Source organism: Aeromicrobium endophyticum, from assembly GCF_003586285.1.
Lineage (GTDB): Bacteria > Actinomycetota > Actinomycetes > Propionibacteriales > Nocardioidaceae > Aeromicrobium > Aeromicrobium endophyticum.
Genome location: NZ_QUBR01000001.1, coordinates 1401528 through 1422153, shown reverse-complemented (window position 1 = coordinate 1422153; position 20626 = coordinate 1401528). Strand labels below are relative to the sequence as shown.

The window sequence follows — 20626 nt, the reverse complement described above, 5'->3', positions numbered from 1 at the left end:
AATCGTCCGATGGAGCGCTTTCTCTCGACCTGGATCGTCAGCGCCGTCGCGCTGTCCGTCGCCGCCTGGCTGCTGGGCACCCACATGGCGATCGGCGACCCCAGCGAGTCCGACGCCACGCGCATCGTCGCCGTGCTCGTCGTCGCGCTGGTCTTCACCCTCGTCAACAGCCTCGTCGGGCCGATCATCAAGGTCCTGTCGCTGCCGTTCATCATCCTGACCCTCGGCCTCGCGCTGCTGGTCATCAACGCCCTCCTGCTGCTGCTCACCGAGCGCATCACCGACGCCTTCGACGTCGTCTTCCACATCGACGGCTTCTGGTGGGCCGTGCTGGCCTCGATCGTCATCTCGGTGAGCCAGAGCATCGTCGGCGCCTTCGTGGGCTCTCGCGACTGACCGTGACGTACCGCATCGCGCTGGTGTGCCTCGGCAACATCTGCCGCTCGCCCATCGCCCACGTCGTGCTCGACGACCGCCTGGCGCGCGCCGGCCTCGACGACCGGGTCGAGGTCAGCTCGTCCGGCACCGGAGGGTGGCACGTGGGCGAGCCGATGGACCGGCGCGCCGCTGCCGTGCTGCGCGACGCCGGCTACGACCCGTCCCGCCACCGCGCGCGGACGTTCTCGGCCGACTGGTTCGCCGAGAACGACCTCGTGCTCGCGATGGATCGCAGCAACCTCGCCGACATCGTCGACCAGGCTCCTGCCGCCGGCTTGCGCGAGGGGCACGTGCGCATGTTCCGCGCGTTCGACCCCGAGGCCCGCGACGACGACGAGGTGCCCGATCCCTGGTACGGCGGGGCCGACGGCTTCCGCGACGTCCTGGCCATGGTCGAGCGCACCACCGACGGCCTCGTCGACCGCCTGCCCGAGCTGCTTCGCGACCAGCTCTGATCCGCCGACCAGGGCACCGAAGACCCGCGCCGAATCGGTGCGGAAGTCCGCAGACGTCGTTCGGGTGAGTGGCGAGCCGGTAACGTCTGGGTCATGGCACGCATGGCAGGGACCGCCGCCCGGGCGGAGACGCTCCTCGGCCTCGGCGTCGTCTCGACGACCCCGGTGGCCGGTGGTGACATCTGCACGTCCACCCGCCTGCGCCTGACCGACGGCCGCGGCGCGATCATCAAGACGCGCCCCCATGCGCCTGCGGGCTTCTTCGAGCGCGAGGCCGAAGGTCTCCGCTGGCTGGCCGAGGCCGGCGGCGCCAGGACACCCCAGGTGCTCGCGGTCGCCGACGACTGCCTGGTGCTCGACTGGGTCGAGCCGGGCAAGCCGACCACCGATCTCGCCGAGCGGTTCGGCCGCAGCCTCGCCGCCACGCACCGCGCCGGGGCCGAGACGTTCGGCGGCCCGCGCGACGGCTACATCGGCATGGCCCCGCTGCCCAACCGCACGCTGCCGAGCTGGCCCGAGTTCTTCGCGTCGCGGCGCGTCATGCCGTACGTCCGCGCCGCCGTCGACCGCGGCTCGCTGACGATCGACGAGGCCGCCACGATCGAGTCGGCGATGCGCCGCATCCACGACCTCGCCGGGCCCGCCGAGCCGCCCGCGCGCATCCACGGCGACCTCTGGTCGGGCAACCTCGTCTGGGGCGCCGACGGCGACGTGTGGGTCATCGACCCCGCCGCCCACGGCGGTCACCGCGAGACCGACCTGGCGATGCTCTCGCTGTTCGGCGCACCGCACCTGCAGCGCATCCTCGACGCCTACGACGAGGCCGCGCCGCTCGCCGACGGCTGGCACGAGCGCCTGGCACTGCACCAGCTGCACCCCTTGCTGGTGCACTCGGTGCTGTTCGGCGGCACCTACGGCGCCCGAGCCGCATCGGCCGCCAAGGACCTGCTCGCCGGCCGCACCGCCTGACCGGGGCCGCCGAGCCGTTCGGGGCGTCTTTCAGCGCGATCTCAGGCATGCCGGGCAGACTGGGCCCATGCGCATCCTTGTCGTCGACGACGACCGTGCCGTCCGCGACTCGCTCCGACGATCGCTCGAGTTCAACGGCTACACCGTCGAGCTCGCCTCCGACGGTGCCGAGGCGCTCGCCCGCGTGCCCCAGATCGACCCCGACGCGATCATCATGGACGTCATGATGCCGCGGCTCGACGGCCTCGAGGCCACCCGGGCGCTCCGCGGCGCCGGCAACGACGTGCCGATCCTGGTGCTCACCGCCCGTGACGCCGTCTCCGACCGCGTCGACGGGCTCGACGCGGGGGCCGACGACTACCTCACCAAGCCGTTCGCCCTCGAGGAGCTGCTCGCCCGCGTGCGCTCGCTGCTGCGCCGATCGAGCCGCGCCGCCCAGGTCGAGCCCGACGAGAAGCCCCTGACGTTCGCCGATCTGTCGCTCGATCCCGTGACGCGCGACGTCACCCGGGGCAACCGGTCGCTCTCGCTCACGCGCACCGAGTTCGCGCTGCTCGAGCTGTTCCTGCAGCGGCCCAAGCGGGTGCTCGAGCGGTCGTTCATCCTCGAGGAGGTCTGGGGCTTCGACTTCCCGACCACCGCCAACTCGCTCGAGGTGTACGTCGGCTACGTCCGGCGCAAGCTCGAGGCCGAGGGCGAGCCCCGCCTGCTGCACACCGTGCGCGGCGTCGGGTACGTCCTGCGCGAGACTCCCCCGTGATCGACGCGGGCCACCGCGCGCTGCAGAAGATCAGCCGGCGCATGTCGCTGGCCCTGCGCGTCGCGGTGCTGACGACCGTCGCCGTCGCGATGACCCTCGGCATGGTCAGCGCCGTCGTGTTCGTCACGGTGCGCGCCGAGTTCACCAGCTCGCTCGACGACTCCATGATCCGGCGCGCCAACGCCGCCGTCAGCGCCGGGATCAACGAGCCGCTCCTCAGCGATCCCTCGACCAATGCCCTCGCCTACATCGGGATCCAGCCGTTCATCGTCCAGTCGGGCCAGCTCATCGGCAACGTCCAGAACGACTCGTCGGAGTACGCCAAGCTCAAGGGATACCGCGAGCTCGAGGTCTCCATCGGCGAGCGCAAGGTCTCGGCACGCACCGTGACGATCCAGGGCGTCCCGCACCGTGTCGTGGCCGTGCCCGCCTACAAGGGCCGGGCCCTGGTGCTGGTGCAGTCGATGGAGTCCAACCGCGACGCGCTCGAGCGGCTCAAGATCATCCTGCTGCTGGCGAGCACCGCCGGCGTCGTGCTGGCCGGCCTCGCGGGGTGGGCCGTCGCGACCAACGGCCTGCGACCGGTGCGGCGCCTGACCGAGGCCACCGAGCACGTCGCCCGCACGACCGACCTGACCCCCATCGAGGTCAGGGGCAGCGACGAGCTCGCCCGCCTCACGACCTCGTTCAACGCGATGCTGGTGGCGCTCGACGCCTCGCAGGAGCGCCAGCGTCAGCTCGTGGCCGACGCGGGTCACGAGCTGCGCACGCCGCTCACGAGCCTGCGCACCAACATCGAGCTGATCGGCCAGGCCGCAGACAACGCCGAGCGCAGCCTCACCGACGACCAGCGGCACGAGATCATGGGCGACGTCCGCGCCCAGCTCGAGGAGCTCACGACCCTCGTGGGCGACCTCGTCGAGCTGGCCCGCGACGAGCCCATGACCCGCGACCCGGCACCCCTCGACTTCGCCGACGTCGTCAACCAGGCGGTCTACCGCGTGCGCCTTCGGGCGCAGGACGTGCACATCGACGTCGACCTGTCGCCGTGGATGGTCATCGGCGAGCCGCAGCTGCTCGAGCGGGCCGTGACCAACCTGCTCGACAACGCCGCCAAGTGGAGCCCGCCCGACGGCGAGATCCGCGTGCGGCTGGCCGGCGGCGTGCTGACCGTCGCCGACGACGGTGCCGGCATCAACGAGCAGGACCTGCCGCACATCTTCGACCGCTTCTACCGCTCGAGCGAGGCGCGCACCCTGCCCGGATCAGGACTGGGGCTGTCGATCGTCAAGCGGGCCGCCGAGCGGCACGGCGGCACGGTCGACGTGACCTCGGCCCCGGGCAGCGGCACGACGTTCACGCTGGTGCTCCCCGAGGCCGCCGCGAACGAGCTGACCTGACGCGGACGATCTCGCAGGACGCCGCTTCTTCGAGCGATCACACGGCAATCTCAGACCTGTCTCAGTGATGAGCGAGAATCTACTTCCATGACCGATTCGCACGATCCGTTCGCCGAGCGTCCCTACACCCCTCCCACGGGTCAGGACGGCGCAGACGCCACGCCCGCGGCACAGCAGCCCCCCGCTGCCTCGACGCCGCACGACGACGCGACGCCGTCGCCCACCGACCACGAGCCCACGGTCGAGGTCCCTGCCCAGGCACCCCCCGCGCCCCCGGCCCCTCCCGTCGCCGAGCCCGTGCAATCGGCCACTCCTCCGCCTCCTCCGGCCGACGACTTCACCCACCGCTACCCGTCGCAGCCCGAGCCGGCCGCCACCTACGGCGATCACGAGCCGACCGCGTCCTTCGCCGCCCCGGCCTTCGCGGCTCCCGCCTATGCAGCGGCGGGCGCCGGCCACCACGGCGCAGCCGCGACGACCTCCCGTCCGCGGCGCGGCGGTCGCGTCGTCGCCGGCGGCCTGGCGTTCCTCGTGCTCGCGGCGGGCGCCGGCTATGGCGGAGCCTGGGCCTTCAACCAGCAGGACGACGGTGGCGACGGCACGACCGTCAGCTCGCTCGACACCAGCAACAAGGCCACGCAGACCAACGTGCCCGCCGGCACCGTCGAGCAGGTCGCCAACAAGGTGCTGCCGTCGGTCGTGCAGATCAACGTCAAGGGCGGCCAGGAGTCCGGCTCCGGCACGGGCATCATCATCAGCGACGACGGCGAGATCCTGACCAACAACCACGTGGTCGCGGTCGCCGGCGACAACGGGATCATCACGGTCGCCTTCAACGACGGCACCAACGCCAAGGCCGAGATCATCGGCACCGATCCCAAGACCGACCTGGCCGTCATCAAGGCCGAGGGCAAGAGCGATCTCACCCCGGCCACGCTCGGCACCTCGTCCACCCTCAAGGTGGGCCAGGAGGTCGTCGCGATCGGCTCGCCGTTCGGCCTCGAGAGCACCGTCACGCAGGGCATCGTCTCGGCACTCAACCGTCCCGTCTCGTCCAGCGACGGCTCGGGCGGCGAGCGCACGACGTTCCCCGCCGTGCAGACCGATGCCGCGATCAACCCGGGCAACTCGGGCGGGCCGCTGGTCGACCTGCAGGGACGGGTCATCGCGATCAACTCGGCGATCCGCTCGGGCGGCACGACGTCGGGCGAGGCAGGATCCATCGGCCTCGGCTTCGCGATCCCGGTCGACCTGGCCAAGAATGTCGCCAAGCAGCTGCTGGCGGGCAAGACCGTCGCCCACGCCCAGATCGGCGTCACGGTCGACAGCTTCCTCGGCACCGACGGCATCACGGGCATCGGCGCGCAGGTCAAGAGCCTCACCGCCGATGGCGCCGGCGCGAAGGCCGGCCTGAAGGAGGGCGACGTCATCACGTCGGTCAACGGCGCCGTGGTCCCCAGCTCGGAGGCGCTGGTCGCCGCGGTCCGCGGCTTCAACCCCGGCGAGAAGGTCACGGTCGGCTACACCCGTGACGGCCAGAAGAACAAGACCGAGGTGACCCTCGGCTCCGACGGCGGCACGCCCACGCAGTAGCCGTCGCCACCCCGAAGGGCCCCGATCATCCGATCGGGGCCCTTCGCCGTTCGCGGCGTGCACGTCCGAATCCCGCGAGTGGTGGAGCGCTGTGCCCACTAGCGTGATGGCGTGAAGACAGACCGTGACCTCTCGCTCGTCGCCCTGCTGACCACCGTGGTGCTGTGGGCCTCGGCCTTCGTCGGCATCCGCGCCGTGGGCGACACCTACTCCCCCGGATCGCTCACGCTCGGCCGGCTCGTCATCGGGGCGGCGGCCCTGACGCTCTTCGCCCGTCCGAGCGTCCGGACGCTGCCGCGCGGGCGGGGGCTGCTGCTGGTCGCGGTGTACGCCCTGACGTGGTCGGTCGGCTACAACGTCGCCCTCAACGCCGCCGAGCGCGATCTCGACGCCGGCACGACGGCGCTGATCGTCAACATCGCCCCGGCCCTCGTCGCCCTGATGGCGGGCTTCGTGCTGAAGGAGGGCTTTCCGCGCCCGCTGATCGTCGGCATGGTCGTGGCCTTCGGCGGGGTGGCGCTCATCGCGCTCAGCCCCGACCACGACCCCACGGCCACGGCCACGACGACCACCGGCGGCGTCGTGCTGTGCGTCCTCGCCGCCGTGCTGTACGCCGTCGGGGCGCTGGTGCAGAAGCCGGCGCTGGCCTTCGTCAGCCCCGTCGTGTGCGTGTGGCTCGGCTGCGTGATCGGCGCCGTGGCGTGCCTGCCCTTCGCGCCGGGCCTGGTCGACGGGGTGCGGTCTGCCTCCGGCGAGGACCTGCTGTGGCTGCTGTACCTCGGCGTCTTCCCGACCGCCGTCGGCTTCACCACCTGGTCGTACGCCCTGCGACGCATCTCGGCCGGCCAGGCCGCCTCGACGACCTACCTCGTGCCGGCCGTGGCCACCGCGATCTCGTGGATCGTGCTCGACGAGGTGCCGGCCGCCCTCTCGTTCGTCGGCGGCGCGCTGTGCCTCGTCGGCGTCGCCATCACCCGGCTGCGGCGCCGAGCGCCCCAGCCAGTCGTCGCAGGTCAGGATCGGGAGCGTCGATGAGCTCGGCCACCACCTGATCGACCTGCTCGGCGCCCAGGCCGGCAGCCGTCAGGTTCGCGCGGGCCTTGGCCAGCACGTCGCGGGCCGGGACCGGTCGCCCCGCACCCCCGAGGACGTCGTCCACGGACGCGTCGATCGTGCGTCCGCCCATCAGCGTGACCCGCAGACGGGCCGGGAACCGCGCTGGGAAGCCCGAGTCGTCCCACACCTCGTGGGTGATGCGGCGCGACAGGTCGAGCCTCGCGCCCCCGATCGGGTCCGAGAACAGGTCGAGGGCGACGTGCCCGTCGACGGCACGACCGGCCAGCACGTACGGCAGGCTCCAGCGCGCGTCGTGCGGGGTGCGCGGCGACTGCCGATCGGACCACGGATCGGCGATGACGGGCACGGCGCCCCGCGGCACGTGGCAGTGGATCGACGCGATGTCGTCGGCCCGCACGCCACCGTCGAGCACCTCGCCGAGAGCCTCGACGAACGGATGGATGAAGTGGCAGCAGGGGATCATCTTGAAGGCCGCATCGGGCAGGTGCCAGCGATCGCCGAGCGTCGTCAGCTCGTCGGCCAGGCGCGCCGGGGCGCCGGGGTCGTCGGCGTAGAGCGCGAAGAAGCCCCAGTCGCCCTCGAGCACGCGGGACGGGCCCGTCATGCCGGCACGGGCGAGCTCGGCGGCCCACAGGCCCGAGTGCGCGGCCCAGGCCGGCTGGCCCGCCTTGACGGTGTCGCCCTCGGCGAGGAAGGCGAAGGTGCCGCCGGGCATGCTGCCGGCGATGCCCAGCGCGGACACAGCGACGTCCTCGGGATCGTCGAGCAGCAGCGACGAGACCAGCGCCGCCGCGAACGGGCCGGCGGCCGACGTGGTCTGGAAGCCTCGGGCCTGCAACGTGCCCGGGCTCGCGAGGCCCATGCGGATGATCGCCTCCCAGCCCAGCGCGTACGCCGAGAGCATCGCGGCGCCCCCGAGGTCGGCGTCCTGCGCCACCGCGAGCGCCGCAGCCGCCAGGGTGGCGCTGCCGTGCATGACCGAGCCGACGTGCGTGTCGTCGAACTCGAGCGAGTGGATGTAGGAGCCGTTGACCAGCGCCGCCACGGAGGCCGGGGCGGAGGCGCCGGAGCCGAGCACCGTCGAGCGTCCGCCCGCGTGGGCGCCGGTGGCGACGCGGTCGAGTCCGTGCAGGGGCCCGCTGCGTGCGCCGAGCGCACCCACGCCGATCGCGTCGAGCAGGTGCAGGCGGGCCGAGGCCATGACCTCGTCGGGCAGACGTCCGTGCAGGGCGCGGGCGCGGCGGACGAGCTCGCTGGTGAGGCCGGACGGTGCCGTCATCGCTGCCACGCCTCGGTGACGAGGTCGTGCCACGGGCGGGCGTCGAGCTCTCGACCCGCGACGAGCGCACGCGCCAGCGGGGCGAACGCCGGCGCGGCCGAGGTGAGGTCGGCGATCTTGTCGAGGACCTGCTGCTGCTCGAGCGGACGGTCGGGTCCGCCGACGGCGCTCAGCACGACGACCTCGGACGACGAGCCGTCGGCGCGTCGCACCGTGACCCGCGCCGGACGGTCGTGAGGCGCCTCCGGCAACGGGTCGAAGGCCGCGATCCGCACCAGGCCGCGCAGCCGCGCGACGGTCTGGTCGTGCAGCAGCGACTCGTCGAACACCGACGGATCGGTGCGTCCCGACGCCAGCACCGCGCCCACGACGTGCGGCAGCGAGAACTTGCCCGCGAGCGTCGTGGACGGATCGGCGTTGTCGAGCGAGTAGGCGAGGGGGTGCGTCTCGACGACGACCTCGGCGATGTCGGCGCTGGGGACGTCGGCCAGGTCGCCGTGCGCCAGCTCGAGAGCCGCCTCGAGCGCCGAGTGCGTGTACTGGCAGGCCGCGTAGACCTTGTGGTAGCCGTCGAGGATCGCCCACGGCGTGGGCTCGTCGCGCCCGGCGATCTCCGCGTCGTCGGCGGCCTGCCCGTAGCCCGCCGCGAAGACGTCGACGGCTCCCGTCGGCTCGCCGTTCAGGCCGGCCGTGGCGAGGTCGACGGCGAGGAAGCCGAGCACCGCGCCGGCACCGGCCCAGGCGTTGCGCACCTGCGCACCGGAGACCGCGTGGCTGAAGGGTCCCGACATCGACAGGGTCGCCGCCACGTCGACCGCGGCCAGCACGGCCTCGCCCGATCCGGTGCGCAACCACGCCACGGCGGCCGCCGCACCGATCGGCGAGAGGGTCGCGTGCGGGTGCAGCACGAGCGGTTTGGGCGCGGGGAAGGCCCGCGCGAAGGCCGTCACGACCTCGTAGCCCACCACGACGGCGGCCAGCACGTCGCCGACCGTCCGGCCGGTGGCCTCGCCCTCGGCCGCGGCGGCCGGGACGGTGTAGAGACCGCCGTGGCACGTGGCCGGACGGTAGCCCTCGTCGAGCTCGTCCCACCCGCAGGCAGCGGCGTTGAGGGCTGCGGTCTTGTCGCGCGCACCGCGGCCGCCCAGCACCGTGGTGGCCTCGCCGGGCGAGCTGGGCGACGAGAACGCCCGGCCGAGCTCGACGACCTCGGGGTGCGTGGCACCGACCAGCATCGCGGCCAGGTCGTCCATCACGACGAGGGCGGCCTTGCTGCGCAGCCGGTCGTCGGCGAGCAAGGTCGTGGCGTCGACCGCGTCGATGCGCGCGACCAGCCGCTCGCGCCAGGCCGACCAGCCCTCGGGCACCGTCGTCACGCAGGCACCTCGGCCGCGGCAGCCGCACCGGCGAGCCGGCCGAGACCGACCGCCGTCAGCAGCCCGTTGCCGGACGAGTAGCCCCGCCCGCCCTGCTGGCCGCTGACGCCCGCGGCGACGCCGCCGACCGCGAAGAGACCCGGCACCGTGCCGCCGTCCTCGCGCACGACGCGTCCGTCGAGGTCGACGTCGAGGCCGCCCTGCGTGTGGAAGAGACCGGGCGAGACGCGGGACGCGACGTACGGCGCCTCGAGCGGCGCCAGCCCGAAGTCGGTGCGGCCGTGGGTGTCGACCTGCTCGCCGCGGGCCGCGGCGGCGTAGTCGTCGAGGGTCGCCCGCAGTGCCTCGGCATCGACGCCGACCACGGCGGCGAGCTCGTCGATCGTCGCGCACTCCTTGGCACCGCCCATCGCGACCAGGTCGGCGAACTCGTCCTCGCGCAGGGTGATGTCGCGGATGCGGCTGTCGTAGACGGCCCAGATCGGCGCGGTGCCGCCGAGCACCTCGGTGGCGAAGCCGGAGTAGCCGACGATCTCGTCGCCGAGCCGCACGCCGCGGGCGTCGACCAGCACGCCGCCCTTCTCGACCGTCGTCCACGACAGGATCGAGCCGTGCGGGTACGCCACGGCGGCGTAGCCCTGGAAGGCCGCCTGGTTGCGCAGCCGTCCGCCGAGCTCGACGCCCCACTCGATCGCCTCGCCCGTCGAGCCGTGGGCACCGAAGTACTCCAGCCCGGCCAGCTCGGGGGCCCACCGCTGCACGAGCTCGCGGTTGGCCGCGAATCCGTTGGCCGCGAGCACGACGGCCCGGGCCCGGATGACGTAGCGCTCGGTGCGGTCACCCTCGACGACCACGCCGCGCACGACGCCGTCCTCGACCACCAGCTCGGTGACGGGGTTGCCCGTCACGACGTCGACCCCGGCGCGGCGGCACGCGGCCACCAGGTCGTTCGACAGGTCGATGCCCCGGCGCGAGACCGGCGCGTGCAGGCGCGTGACGGAGTGCCCCACGTGCTTGTAGTCGGTGATGAGCGCCAGGGCGACCTGGTGGTCGTCGACCAGCCACTCGACCAGCGAGGCCGACGTCTCGGCGAGGCGCCGGGTCAGGTGCTCGGCCTCGTGCGGGCCGCTCTGGCGCAGCAGGTCGGCGGTCATGCGGTCGGGGTCGTCGTCGACCCCCGCCTCGCTCTGGAAGCGCGACCCCGCGGCCGGGATGGATCCCGTCGACAGCGCCGTGTTGCCGCCGGGCGCGTCGAGCTTCTCGAGCACGACGACCGACGCCCCGGCGTCGGATGCTGCGAGGGCGGCGGCGAGACCGCCGCCGCCGGCGCCCACGACGACGACGTCCACGTCGACCTCGATGTCGTCCGGGTGGGCGGGCTGAGCAGGTGTGGAGGTCATGGTGATTCCTTTCGAACCGGCCCACGGGCCGGCGGCAACGATGTCAGACGGTGACGGCTCAGGCCGTCGGCACCTTGGCCATCAACCCGCCGTCGACCAGGATCGACGTGCCGGTGACGAACGAGGCGTCGTCGGAGGCGAGGTACGAGATGGCGCCGGCGATGTCGGCCGGGCTCCCCATCCTGCCGAGGGGGGCTGCGGCGCCGGCGCCGGCCGCGGCACCGGCCGGGTCGTCCTGCGCGTCGAAGTAGCCCTGCAGGTTGGGCGTCAGGATGAAGCCGGGGCAGACCGAGTTGACGCGGATGCCGTGCGGGCCGCCGTCGAGCGCCATCGCCTTGGTCATGGCGAGGATCGCGCCCTTCGAGGCGACGTACGCGGCGTCCTGCGGGAACCCGGCGAACGACGCCGTCGAGCCCAGCGTGATGACCGAGCCGCCGCGCGGCACCATGGCGGGCCACAGGTGACGGTTGAGCAGGAACAGGCTGGTCAGGTTGACGTCCATCTGGTGGTGCCACTCCTGCGGGCTGAGCGCGTCAAGGGCTCCCACCACCGTGATGCCCGCGGCGTGCACCACCACGTCGGGCGCGCCGTGCTGCTCGAGCAGGCCCGGCACGTGCGCGTCGACGTCGTCCTGCGAGGCGACGTCGAAGGCCGCCGTCACGGCACTCGGGCCGGACGCCTGGGCCGCCTCGGCGAGCCGCTGCTCGTCGCGGCCCAGCAGCACGACCGTGGCGCCGTCGGCGCCGAGGCGCTCGGCCGCACCGCGCCCGATGCCCGAGCTGGCGCCCGAGACCCAGGCGATCTTGCCGTCGAGGCGTCCCGTCACGAGGCACCGCCCATGGGCAGCGCGGGCTGGCCCGCGGTCCATCCGCCGTCGACCGCCATCACGACACCGGTCACGGCCGACGACCACGACGACGCCAGGTACGCGATCGTCTGGCCGATCTCCTCGGGCTCGAACATGCGGCCCAGGGGCACGCGGGCCGACACGGCGGCGTCGAGCTCGGGGGTCATCTGCTGCTTGGCCATCGGCGTGAGCGTGAAGCCGGGGCAGACCGCGTTGACACGGATGTTGTCGGGGGCCCAGTCGATCGCGAGCGACCGCGTGAGGGCGGCGACGGCACCCTTCGACGCCGAGTACGCCGACTGGTCGGGCAGGCTCACGAGCGCCGCCTGCGAGGCGACGTTGACGATCGCGCCCGTGCCGGACGCCTTGAGGGTCGCGTACAGCGCCTTGCTGGTGTTGAAGGTGCCGACGACGTTGACGTCGTACGTGCGCCGGAAGTCGTCGGGGTCGACGTCCTGGGCCGGCAGGTTGGCGGTGATGATGCCTGCGCAGTTGACCAGGATGTCGACCTGGCCGTGCTCGGCCACGGCGGCGTCGGCCGCGCGCTGCACCGACGCGGAGTCGGTGATGTCGGTGCCCACGACGCCGGGAGCGTCGGTGAGGTCCCACGCGACGACGGTCGCGCCCGCTCCTCGCAGCACCTCGACCGTCGCCGCCCCGATGCCGGACGCGCCGCCGGTGACGACGGCCACCTTGCCTGAGAGATCGACCATGTCGTGCCTTCCTTTCGTCAGCGCGAGGTCGCGCTGGGGTAGTCGGTGTAGCCGGTGTCGCCACCGGTGTAGAAGGTGTCCTCGTCCCACGTCGACCGCTCGAGGCCGAGACGCCACCGCTCGACCAGGTCGGGGTTGGAGATGAAGAGTCGCCCGACGCTGACCAGGTCGGCGACACCGTCCTCGACGATCGGCGTCACCTCGTCGAGCTCGCTGGAGCCCATGTAGCCGGTGTTGACGACGTACGTCGTGGGCCAGCGGCGGCGCAGCTCCTCGTGCAGCGTCGAGGTGCGGCCGCGCAGCGTGTGCAGGTAGGCGAAGCCGTCGCCGGCGAGCTCGTCGACGAGGGTCAGGTAGGTGTCCTCGTTGTCGCGGTCGCGCATGTCGTTGAACTGGCCGCCCGGCGAGATGCGGATGCCCACGCGGTCGGCGCCGATCGCGTCGGCGCACGCGCGGGCGACCTCGACGAGGAACCGGGCGCGGCCCGCGGGCGATCCGCCGTACTCGTCGGTGCGCTCGTTGGTGCCGGGCGACAGGAACTGGTGGGGCAGGTAGCCGTTGGCGGCGTGGATCTCGATGCCGTCGGCACCCGCGGCGACGGCACGAGCGGCCGCCGACGCGTAGTCGTGCACGATCGTGGTGATCTCGTCGGTCGTCATGGCGCGGGGCTCGGGGCACGGCACGGTCTCGCCGTCGGCCGTCGTGACCTCGAGGTCGGCGCGGACGGCGCTGGGCGCCAGCACCTCGCAGCCCTCGGGCAGCAGGCTCGGGTGCCCGATGCGTCCGGTGTGCATCAGCTGCACGAACAGGCGTCCGCCCGCCTCGTGCACGGCGTCCGCGATGCGGGCCCACTGGGCCTGCTGCTCGTCGGTGTGGATGCCCGGCGTGCCGGGGTAGCCCTGGCCGGCCGCGCTGGGCTGCGTCGCCTCGCTGACGATCAGGCCGGCGCCCGCCCGCTGCCGGTAGTAGTCGATCGCGCTGTCGGGCAGCACGCCTGCGACGTCGGCACGGTTGCGGGTCATGGGGGCCATGACGACGCGGTTGGCCAGCTCGACGCGGCCGAGCTTCCAGGGGGTGAAGATCGTGTCAGGCACGGGTGGCTCCTTCGGCGGGACGCGTCTCGGCGGCCCGCAGCATCTGCAGGGTGTTCTGCAGGGAGGCCTGCAGGTGTGACTTCATGGACAGGCGGGCGCCCTCGCCGTCGCGCGAGGTGAGCGCGCGGATGAGCTCGCGGTGCTCGCCGACGGCCTCGTGGGCGCGCTGACCGCTCGCCCCCGACCGCGACCGCGCCAGGCGCAGCTCGCCGTTGACCTGCGCCACGGCCTGCGCCAGCCGGACGTTGCCCGCGTGCCGCACGATCAGGTCGTGGACGTCGAGGGTGTCGAACACGCCGGGCTGCTGGCCCTGGATGACCTCGGAGACCGTGGCCTCCTGCAACCGGTCGAGCTCGCGCAGGCCGTCGTCGCCGATGCGCGCGGCCGCCAGCTCGGCGGCCTCGCACTCCAGGGCGATGCGCACCTCGAACAGCTCGTGCACCTCGTCGAGGTCGAGCCGCCGGACGAACGCTCCGCGGTGCGACTCGAGGGTGACCAGGCCGAGGTGCGCCAGACGCTGGAGCGCCTCGCGCACCGGGCCGCGGCTCACCCCGAGGTCGGCAGCGATCTCGACCTCGTTGAGCCGCGACCCGGTCGGACGTTCGCCCTGGACGATCTGGTGCCGCACCCGGGCCTCGACCTTGTCGGCCAGGGTCAGGTTGCTGCGGTCGATCGGCAGGACGCCGTCCAGCCGGAAGGTGTCAGCCATCGATGTTGACGCACACCGTCTTGACGTCGGTGTAGTCGTGCATGACGTCGTGACCCATCTCGCGACCCCAGCCCGACTCCTTCATGCCGCCGAACGGCATCGACGGGTCGAAGACGCCGTAGGAGTTGACCCACACGGTGCCGGCCTGGATGCGGGCCGCCATCTGGTGCGCCGTGGCGACGTTCTGCGTCCACACGCCCGACGCGAGGCCGTAGCGGGTGTCGTTGGCCATCGCGACGACCTCGTCGGTGTCGCTGAACCGGCTGGCCACGACGACCGGGCCGAAGATCTCCTCCTTGATGATGCGGGAGTCCTGCGTCGCGCCGGCGAAGATCGTGGGCTCGATGAAGTAGCCGCGGTCGCCGATGCGGGCGCCGCCCGTGACGACCTCGCCCTCGTTCTTGCCGACGTCGAGGTAGCCGCTGACGCGCTCGAAGTGCTCGCGGCTGGCCACGGGACCGATCTCGCTGGTCGGGTCGAAGCCGTCGCCGACCTTGATCTGGCGAGCCTTCTCGGCCATGCCCGCGATGACCTCGTCGTAGACGTCGTCGTGGACGTACAGGCGCGACGCAGCGGCGCACGCCTGACCGGCGTTGAAGAAGATGCCGGCCGAGGAGCCCGCGATCGCGGCCTCGATGTCGGCGTCGGGGAAGATGATGTTGGCGCTCTTGCCGCCCAGCTCGAGGGTGACGCGCTTCAGGTTGCCCTTGGCGGCGTCGAGGATGCGGCGACCCGTCGCGGTCGATCCCGTGAACGAGACCTTGTCGACGTCGGGGTGCTCGGCGAGTCGCTGACCCACCGTCGACCCGTAGCCGTTGACGACGTTGAAGACGCCGGGCGGGAAGCCCGCCTCGAGGGCCAGCCGGCCCAGGCGCAGCGCCGACAGCGGCGTCGCCTCGGCCGGCTTGAGCACGACGGTGTTGCCCGCCGCGAGCGCCGGGGCCAGCTTCCAGGCGCTGATCGTCAGCGGGAAGTTCCACGGCACGATCAGGCCGACCACGCCGAGCGCCTCGCGGCGCGTGTAGGTGTGGAAGTTGCCGGGGGCCGAGATCGGGATCGTCGAGCCCTCAAGCTTGGTCGCGAAGCCCGACATGTAGTGGAACAGACCGGCGGCCGAGGGCACGTCGCCGCCGGTCGCGAACGAGTACGGCTTGCCCTGGTCGAGGGTCTCGATGCGGCCGATCTCGGCGGCGTCCTCGAGCAGCAGGTCGCCGAGGCGCCACAGGCAGGCGGCGCGCTCGTTGGGCTTCATGCGCGACCAGGGGCCGCGCTCGAAGGCCTCACGGGCGGCGGCCACGGCGCGGTCGACGTCGGCGGCGCTACCCTCGGCCACCTGGGTGATGACCTCGCCGGTCGACGGGTTGACGGTGTCGAACACCTTGCCGTCGAGGGCGTCGACGAACTCACCGCCGATCAGCAGCTGGGTGTGCTCGATGGGGGCGTGGGCGTCGACGGGGGTCTGTGTGACAGTCATGCAGTGGTTCTCCTTAGGGAGGCGGGGCTCGGACTCAGTGCTCGTGGACGACGACGCCGCGGATGTTGCGTCCGGCGTGCATGTCGTCGACGGCCTCGTTGATCTGGTCGAGCGAGTAGCGGCGCGTCACGAGCTCGTCGAGCTTGAGCGTGCCGTCCTTGTACATCTTCAGCAGCTTGGGGATGTCGGCGGTCGGGTTGCAGTTGCCGTACATGACGCCCTGGAAGTGCTTGGCGAAGTTGGTGAAGTCCTGCGGGCTGATCGAGATGCCCTCGGCGGCCTGGCCGACCGAGACGAGCACGCAGGTGCCGGCCTTGCCGACCGCGCGGAACGCGTCGCCGATGATGTCGCCGTCGACGCGACCGACCGTGATCAGCGCGACGTCGACGCCCTGGCCGTTCGTCAGGTGGTCGATGCGCGACTGGGCGTCGGGGATCGAGGCGTACGCCTCGGTGGCGCCGAACACCTTGGCCTGGTCGTGCTTGGCCTCGACCGGCTCGATCACGATGATGTGGTCGGCACCGGCGTGCTTGGCGCCCTGCACCGCGTTGGCGCCGACGCCGCCGAGGCCGAGCACCAGCACGACGTCGCCGGGCTTGACGCCGCCGTTGACCGCCGCGCCGAAGCCCGTCGCCACGCCGCACGAGGCCAGGCAGGCCAGCTCGAACGGGATGTCCTCGGGCAGCTTGACGGTCTGCATCTCGTGGCACACGAGGTAGTTGGAGAACGTGCCCAGGCGGGTCACGCCACCGACCGCGTTGCCGTCGGCGTCGTGGAAGTGCGCGTTGCCGTCCATGCCCATGCCGGTCTCCATGCCGGCGCCGTTGTTGCAGATGTACTGCATGCCACGGGCGCAGTACTCGCACTGCCCGCAGGCGGGGATGAACAGGGTCGCGACGTGGTCGCCGACCTTGACCTTGGTGACCTTCGAGCCGACGGCCTCGACGATGCCGGCGCCCTCGTGCCCGCCGACCATCGGCAGGTCCACCGCGAGGTCACCCGTCACGAAGTGGTCGTCGGAGTGGCACAGCCCGCTGGCCATGACCTTGATCCGGACCTCGTTGTCGCCGGGCTCGTTGAGGTCGAGCTCCTGGACCTTCCACTCCTCGCCGACGGCGTGGATGACAGCTGCGTTGGTCTTCATGGTGGTGACCTTTCGATCGGGTGTTCTGGAAGGACGGATGGATGGGGGTTGCGGGGTGTGGACGGACGCGGTCAGGCAGGCACGTCGGGCCGGACCTCGGCCTGACGACGACGCTCGCCGCGGGTCTTGACCAGCTTGGACATGATCACGGCGATGACGAGCGCGCCGCCGTAGAAGAGCTGCTGGACGTACTGCTGCGCGCCCATCAGCTGCAGTCCGGTGATGCCGGTGACCAGGAAGTACACGGCGATCAGCGTGCCCCAGGGGTTGAAACGGCCGATCTTGAGCACCGTGGAGCCGAGGAAGCAGGCCGCGAACGCCGGCAGCAGGAAGGCTGCGCCCGACGTCGGGTCGGCGCTCGCCGTGGTGCCGGCGTAGATCACGCCGGCCACACCGGCGACACCGGCCGAGATGATCATCGAGACCCAGCGCAGGCGCGAGACGTTGACGCCGTTGAGACGGGCCACGTCGCGGCTCTGACCGGCGAACAGCAGGCGCTGGCCGAAGGCCGTGTGGTCGAAGACGTACCAGACCAGGACGCACAGGGCGATCGCGTAGTAGAAGTCGACGGGGATCGCGAGGAAGGGCTGCGTCAGCATCGTGTCGGACAGCTTGCGGTCGACGCCGGTGATCGTGACGGAGTTCGAGATCTGGTAGATCAGCCCCTGCACGACCGTGCCGATGCCGAGCGTCACGATGAACGGGTCGATGTCGAAACGCGTGATGATGAAGCCGTTGACGACGCCGACCACCATGCTGACCAGGATCGCGGCGATCACCGCGGCCCAGATGTTCCAGCCCTGGTTGACGTTGAGCACCGCCACCACGACGGCCGACAGGTTGAGCGTCGAGGCGACCGACAGGTCGTAGTCGCCGGCGCGCAGCGGCACGATGAGCCCGAGCGCCAGCACCAGCAGCACGGCCTGCGAGCCGAGCATGTTGGAGATGTTGGCCGTCGTCGGGAAGGTCTCGGGCACGATGAGGCTGAACACGAGGAACAGCACGGCCCACACCCCGAGGAGGGCGAACCGCTCCGGCTCGGCAGGCCGCTTGGCCGCCTTGCGCGGCGCCTTCGGGGTGGCGGTGGTCTTCACCGGGTCGGTCGTGGTCATGACGCTTCCTCTGCATAGACGGCGGACGCGAGCGCGTCCTTGGTGATGTCGTCCCCGTGGATCTCGGTGCGGATGCGGCCCTCGTCGAGCACGATGACCCGGTCGGCCATCTCGACGAGCTGCTCGTAGTCGGAGGTCGCACACAGGACCGACATGCCCTCGGCCACGGCGGCCCGGATGAGCTTGAAGATCTCGCGGCGGGCTCCGATGTCGACGCCCTGCGTGGGCTCGCTCAGCAGCATGACCCGCGGCGCCGTGTCGAGCCACTTGCCCAGCAGGGCCTTCTGCTGGTTGCCGCCGCTCAGGTGGCCGAACTGCGCCTCGGGGCGTGGCGGGACGACGTTGAGCCGGTCGCACGCCTCCTGCGCCTGGGCCTCGATGGCCTTCCAGTCGACGCGGAAGCCGCGGGCACGGCGGGTCAGGAACGGCAGCGACATGTTCTCCATGACGGTCAGCCCCAGCACGCCTCCCTGGCCCTTGCGGTCGGCGGGGATCAGGATGACGCCGCGCGCCATCGATGCCGCAGGACGCAGGTCGGTGACGGGCTGGCCCTCCTGGACGACCGTGCCGGCGCGCGGGGCCCGCACGCCGTAGAGCAGCTCGGGCAGCTCCTCGAAGCCGGATCCGGCCAGCCCCGTGATGCCGACGACCTCGCCGGCGTGCAGGTCGAGGTCGAGGTCGACGATGCGGTTGCCGGTCAGGCCGCGCGCCGACAGCAGCGGCGGTCGGTCGTCGTGCACGACGGCCGCGCCCTTGGCCACGTGCTCGTCGCGCGCGCCGAGGATCAGCTGCACGAGGTCGTCGCGGGTCGAGCCCTGGGTGTGGCGGGTGCCGGCGGTCTCGCCGTTGCGGAAGACCGTGATGCGGTCGGTGACCTGAAGGATCTCGTCGAGGTCGTGGCTCACGAGCAGCACGGCGTCGCCGGCCGCGCGCAGGCGGTCGAGCAGCGCGAACAGCATGCCGACCTCGTGCCGGGGCAGGAAGACCGTGGGCTCGTCGAGCACCAGTATCTGACCGCGCCGCTCGCCGCCGGCGATGCGCTCCTGGCCGCCGACGGCCCGGACGACCGCGACCATGGCGCGCTGCACGGGGGTGAGCATGTCGATCGTGGCGTCGACGTCGACCTCGACCTCGAAGCGGTCGAGCAGCTCACGCACGCGGGTGCGCTCGGCCGTCCAGTCGACGCGGCGGAAGCCGCTGGCGTGACCGACGTTGTCGAGGGCCATGTGCTCGAGCACCGTGCCGGCCGGCGCGAGGCCGAGGTCCTGGTGCACGAAGCCCATGCCCTCCTCGCGGAGGCCGCGCGGGCCGAAGGGGCTGCTGAGGTCACGGCCGTGGATGCTGACCGTGCCGCTGTCGGCGTCGTGGAAGCCCGCGAGCACCTTGATGAGGGTCGACTTGCCGCTGCCGTTGGCACCGAGGAGGCCGTGCACCTCTCCCGGGCGGACGTCGAGGTCGACGCCGCGCAGCGCGGGGACGCCGTTGAAGGACTTGTGGAGACCGGTGACCCGGAGCAGCGGGGCGGACGTCGCCGCCCCGCTGCTCGCCACGGTCGTCGTGGGATCCGTCATGGACTACGCCAGGCCCCAGAGCTTGAGGAACGCGGCCGGGTACGCGTCGCCGAAGCCCTTGCCGCTGGCCGGCGGGTTGCCGGTCTCGTCGACGTTGGACTTGTCGATCAGACGCAGGGGTCCGGTCTCGCCCTTGATCGGCGGCACGCCGAGCATCGCGCGGAAGGCGACGTCGAGGTTGACGTACGAGACCCAGTCGGGGTTCTCGGCGACGTTGACGGCCACGGAGCCGTCCTTGACCATCTTCAGGATCGCGGGCGTGCCGTTGAAGCTGTAGATCTTGATGTCGCGGTTGGGCGCGGCCTGCTTGATGCCGGGCGCCGCGTAGAGGGCGATCGAGTCGTAGATCGGCAGGACCGCGTTGATCTTCGGGTCCTTCAGCAGGGCCGACTGCACGAGGCCCTGCACCTGCGTCGACCACTGGGCGACCGGTGCGTTGACGACCGTCGCCTTGGAGCCCGACGGAGCCTCGTCCTTCAGGGTGTCCTCGATCGTCTTGACCATGCCCTTGGAGGGGCCGGTCTCGGAGACCTGGATGACCAGCGCGTGGACCGGCTCACCCTTCAGGTTGGCGATCGCGTACTGCGTGAACAGGCGAGCCGCCTGGTTGAACGGGGCGAACGCCTCGTAGTCCAGACCCGGCGTGCCGTCGCCCTCGCTGTCGCTGAGGTGCAGGGGGATGACCGGGATGCCGGCCTTCTTGGCCGCGTCGATCTGGGGGCCGAGGGTCGAGGCGAGCGGACCGTTCAGCATGATCGCGCCGGCCTTGGCGTTGATGGCCTGCTGGATGCCCTGCTGGAACGACGTCTGCGTGCCGTCGGACGGGAAGGTCACGAAGTTGACGCCGGCCTCGGCCGCGACCTTCTTCATGGCCTTCTCGCCGACCGAGTAGAACTCGGCCTTGCTGTCGATCGGGATCGAGTAGATCGTCTTGCCCTTGAGCGAGGCGACGTCGATCGGCTCACCGAGGTCGTCGGTGCCCGGGACCGCCTTGGCGGCGTCGACGGCCTTCTGCGCTGCGGCTACCTCGGCCTTGCTGTCGCCGGACGACCCGGATCCGCCGTCCGAGGAGCCGCTGCCGCAGGCTCCCAGGACGAGCAGGGCTGCCGCGGTGACCGCGACTGCCGAGAACTTCTTGGTGTTCATGACTACTCCAAAGGGGGTGGGGGTGGGGGGTGAGGCAGGGACGCTGCGTGCTCGCTGGGGTCTCGGATG

Annotated in this window: 19 protein-coding genes; 7 read left to right on the top strand and 12 right to left on the bottom strand. The window is 71.9% G+C overall.

The genetic code is table 11. From position 1 onward, the window contains the following. The first annotated feature begins 9 nt into the window (after nt 1-9). The 7 genes from DX116_RS06945 (at nt 10) to DX116_RS06915 (ending at nt 6650) form a co-directional block, all read left to right on the top strand. The gene (locus DX116_RS06945) at nt 10-396 is read left to right on the top strand and encodes a phage holin family protein (protein ID WP_119703406.1); all 387 of its coding nucleotides are present in this window, start codon (nt 10-12) and stop codon (nt 394-396) included. Between the two features lie 2 nt (nt 397-398). Then, nucleotides 399-893: a low molecular weight protein-tyrosine-phosphatase gene (locus DX116_RS06940; protein WP_119703405.1), complete on the top strand. Its 495-nt coding sequence runs from the start codon at nt 399-401 to the stop codon at nt 891-893. A 93-nt stretch (nt 894-986) separates the two neighbouring features. After that, nucleotides 987-1862 carry a fructosamine kinase family protein gene (locus tag DX116_RS06935; protein WP_119703404.1) on the top strand — a complete coding sequence of 292 codons (876 nt, stop codon included), beginning with the start codon at nt 987-989 and terminating at the stop codon, nt 1860-1862. A 67-nt stretch (nt 1863-1929) separates the two neighbouring features. After that, on the top strand, nt 1930-2622 hold the full coding sequence (locus DX116_RS06930; protein ID WP_119703403.1) for a response regulator transcription factor: 693 nt from the start codon (nt 1930-1932) through the stop codon (nt 2620-2622). Then, nucleotides 2619-4022: a sensor histidine kinase gene (locus DX116_RS06925; RefSeq protein WP_233556591.1), complete on the top strand. Its 1404-nt coding sequence runs from the start codon at nt 2619-2621 to the stop codon at nt 4020-4022. The genes DX116_RS06930 and DX116_RS06925 overlap by 4 nt, the downstream gene beginning before the upstream one ends. An 87-nt stretch (nt 4023-4109) precedes the next feature. Continuing rightward, complete coding sequence (locus DX116_RS06920) at nt 4110-5615, top strand: S1C family serine protease (protein ID WP_119703402.1); 1506 nt, start codon at nt 4110-4112, stop codon at nt 5613-5615. A gap of 111 nt (nt 5616-5726) precedes the next feature. Continuing rightward, the gene (locus tag DX116_RS06915; RefSeq protein ID WP_119703401.1) at nt 5727-6650 is read left to right on the top strand and encodes a DMT family transporter; all 924 of its coding nucleotides are present in this window, start codon (nt 5727-5729) and stop codon (nt 6648-6650) included. Here the strand turns inward: DX116_RS06915 and DX116_RS06910 are convergent. The 12 genes from DX116_RS06910 to DX116_RS06855 form a co-directional block, all read right to left on the bottom strand. Next, complete coding sequence (locus tag DX116_RS06910; RefSeq protein ID WP_119703400.1) at nt 6586-7971, bottom strand: MmgE/PrpD family protein; 1386 nt, start codon at nt 7969-7971, stop codon at nt 6586-6588. The genes DX116_RS06915 and DX116_RS06910 overlap by 65 nt on opposite strands. Further along, nucleotides 7968-9347, bottom strand: a complete 1380-nt coding sequence (locus tag DX116_RS06905; RefSeq protein WP_119703399.1) for an MmgE/PrpD family protein — start codon at nt 9345-9347, stop codon at nt 7968-7970. Before DX116_RS06905 ends, DX116_RS06910 begins: the two co-directional genes overlap by 4 nt. Further along, entirely contained in the window at nt 9344-10747 is a 1404-nt protein-coding gene (locus tag DX116_RS06900; RefSeq protein ID WP_119703398.1) for an FAD-dependent oxidoreductase, read from the bottom strand. Before DX116_RS06900 ends, DX116_RS06905 begins: the two co-directional genes overlap by 4 nt. A 58-nt stretch (nt 10748-10805) precedes the next feature. Then, nucleotides 10806-11573 (bottom strand): SDR family NAD(P)-dependent oxidoreductase, encoded by a 768-nt coding sequence (locus tag DX116_RS06895; RefSeq protein WP_158591920.1) that lies wholly within the window; start codon nt 11571-11573, stop codon nt 10806-10808. Continuing rightward, complete coding sequence (locus tag DX116_RS06890) at nt 11570-12307, bottom strand: SDR family NAD(P)-dependent oxidoreductase (RefSeq protein WP_119703396.1); 738 nt, start codon at nt 12305-12307, stop codon at nt 11570-11572. The genes DX116_RS06895 and DX116_RS06890 overlap by 4 nt, the downstream gene beginning before the upstream one ends. 17 nt (nt 12308-12324) lie before the next feature. Next, on the bottom strand, nt 12325-13401 hold the full coding sequence (locus DX116_RS06885) for an alkene reductase (protein WP_119703395.1): 1077 nt from the start codon (nt 13399-13401) through the stop codon (nt 12325-12327). Then, entirely contained in the window at nt 13394-14110 is a 717-nt protein-coding gene (locus DX116_RS06880; RefSeq protein WP_119703394.1) for a GntR family transcriptional regulator, read from the bottom strand. Before DX116_RS06880 ends, DX116_RS06885 begins: the two co-directional genes overlap by 8 nt. Beyond that, nucleotides 14103-15584, bottom strand: a complete 1482-nt coding sequence (locus DX116_RS06875) for an aldehyde dehydrogenase family protein (RefSeq protein ID WP_119703393.1) — start codon at nt 15582-15584, stop codon at nt 14103-14105. Before DX116_RS06875 ends, DX116_RS06880 begins: the two co-directional genes overlap by 8 nt. Before the next feature lie 34 nt (nt 15585-15618). After that, a complete protein-coding gene (locus DX116_RS06870; RefSeq protein ID WP_119703392.1) occupies nt 15619-16728 on the bottom strand; it encodes a Zn-dependent alcohol dehydrogenase in 1110 nt (369 codons plus the stop codon). A 71-nt stretch (nt 16729-16799) separates the two neighbouring features. Beyond that, nucleotides 16800-17840: an ABC transporter permease gene (locus DX116_RS06865; protein WP_119703391.1), complete on the bottom strand. Its 1041-nt coding sequence runs from the start codon at nt 17838-17840 to the stop codon at nt 16800-16802. Beyond that, the gene (locus DX116_RS06860) at nt 17837-19411 is read right to left on the bottom strand and encodes a sugar ABC transporter ATP-binding protein (RefSeq protein ID WP_119703390.1); all 1575 of its coding nucleotides are present in this window, start codon (nt 19409-19411) and stop codon (nt 17837-17839) included. Before DX116_RS06860 ends, DX116_RS06865 begins: the two co-directional genes overlap by 4 nt. A gap of 3 nt (nt 19412-19414) precedes the next feature. Then, on the bottom strand, nt 19415-20557 hold the full coding sequence (locus DX116_RS06855; RefSeq protein ID WP_119703389.1) for a sugar ABC transporter substrate-binding protein: 1143 nt from the start codon (nt 20555-20557) through the stop codon (nt 19415-19417). Nucleotides 20558-20626 lie beyond the last annotated feature (69 nt).

Excerpts from the sequence above, each read along its gene's own strand:
- DX116_RS06855 (WP_119703389.1), bottom strand. The coding sequence starts at position 20,557 with ATGAACACCAAGAAGTTCTCGGCAGTCGCGGTCACCGCGGCAGCCCTG.
- DX116_RS06910 (WP_119703400.1), bottom strand. The coding sequence starts at position 7,971 with ATGACGGCACCGTCCGGCCTCACCAGCGAGCTCGTCCGCCGCGCCCGC.
- DX116_RS06900 (WP_119703398.1), bottom strand. The coding sequence starts at position 10,747 with ATGACCTCCACACCTGCTCAGCCCGCCCACCCGGACGACATCGAGGTC.
- DX116_RS06935 (WP_119703404.1), top strand. The coding sequence starts at position 987 with ATGGCACGCATGGCAGGGACCGCCGCCCGGGCGGAGACGCTCCTCGGC.
- DX116_RS06865 (WP_119703391.1), bottom strand. The coding sequence starts at position 17,840 with ATGACCACGACCGACCCGGTGAAGACCACCGCCACCCCGAAGGCGCCG.
- DX116_RS06945 (WP_119703406.1), top strand. The coding sequence starts at position 10 with ATGGAGCGCTTTCTCTCGACCTGGATCGTCAGCGCCGTCGCGCTGTCC.
- DX116_RS06890 (WP_119703396.1), bottom strand. The coding sequence starts at position 12,307 with ATGGTCGATCTCTCAGGCAAGGTGGCCGTCGTCACCGGCGGCGCGTCC.
- DX116_RS06880 (WP_119703394.1), bottom strand. The coding sequence starts at position 14,110 with ATGGCTGACACCTTCCGGCTGGACGGCGTCCTGCCGATCGACCGCAGC.
- DX116_RS06860 (WP_119703390.1), bottom strand. The coding sequence starts at position 19,411 with ATGACGGATCCCACGACGACCGTGGCGAGCAGCGGGGCGGCGACGTCC.
- DX116_RS06870 (WP_119703392.1), bottom strand. The coding sequence starts at position 16,728 with ATGAAGACCAACGCAGCTGTCATCCACGCCGTCGGCGAGGAGTGGAAG.
- DX116_RS06930 (WP_119703403.1), top strand. The coding sequence starts at position 1,930 with ATGCGCATCCTTGTCGTCGACGACGACCGTGCCGTCCGCGACTCGCTC.
- DX116_RS06875 (WP_119703393.1), bottom strand. The coding sequence starts at position 15,584 with ATGACTGTCACACAGACCCCCGTCGACGCCCACGCCCCCATCGAGCAC.
- DX116_RS06920 (WP_119703402.1), top strand. The coding sequence starts at position 4,110 with ATGACCGATTCGCACGATCCGTTCGCCGAGCGTCCCTACACCCCTCCC.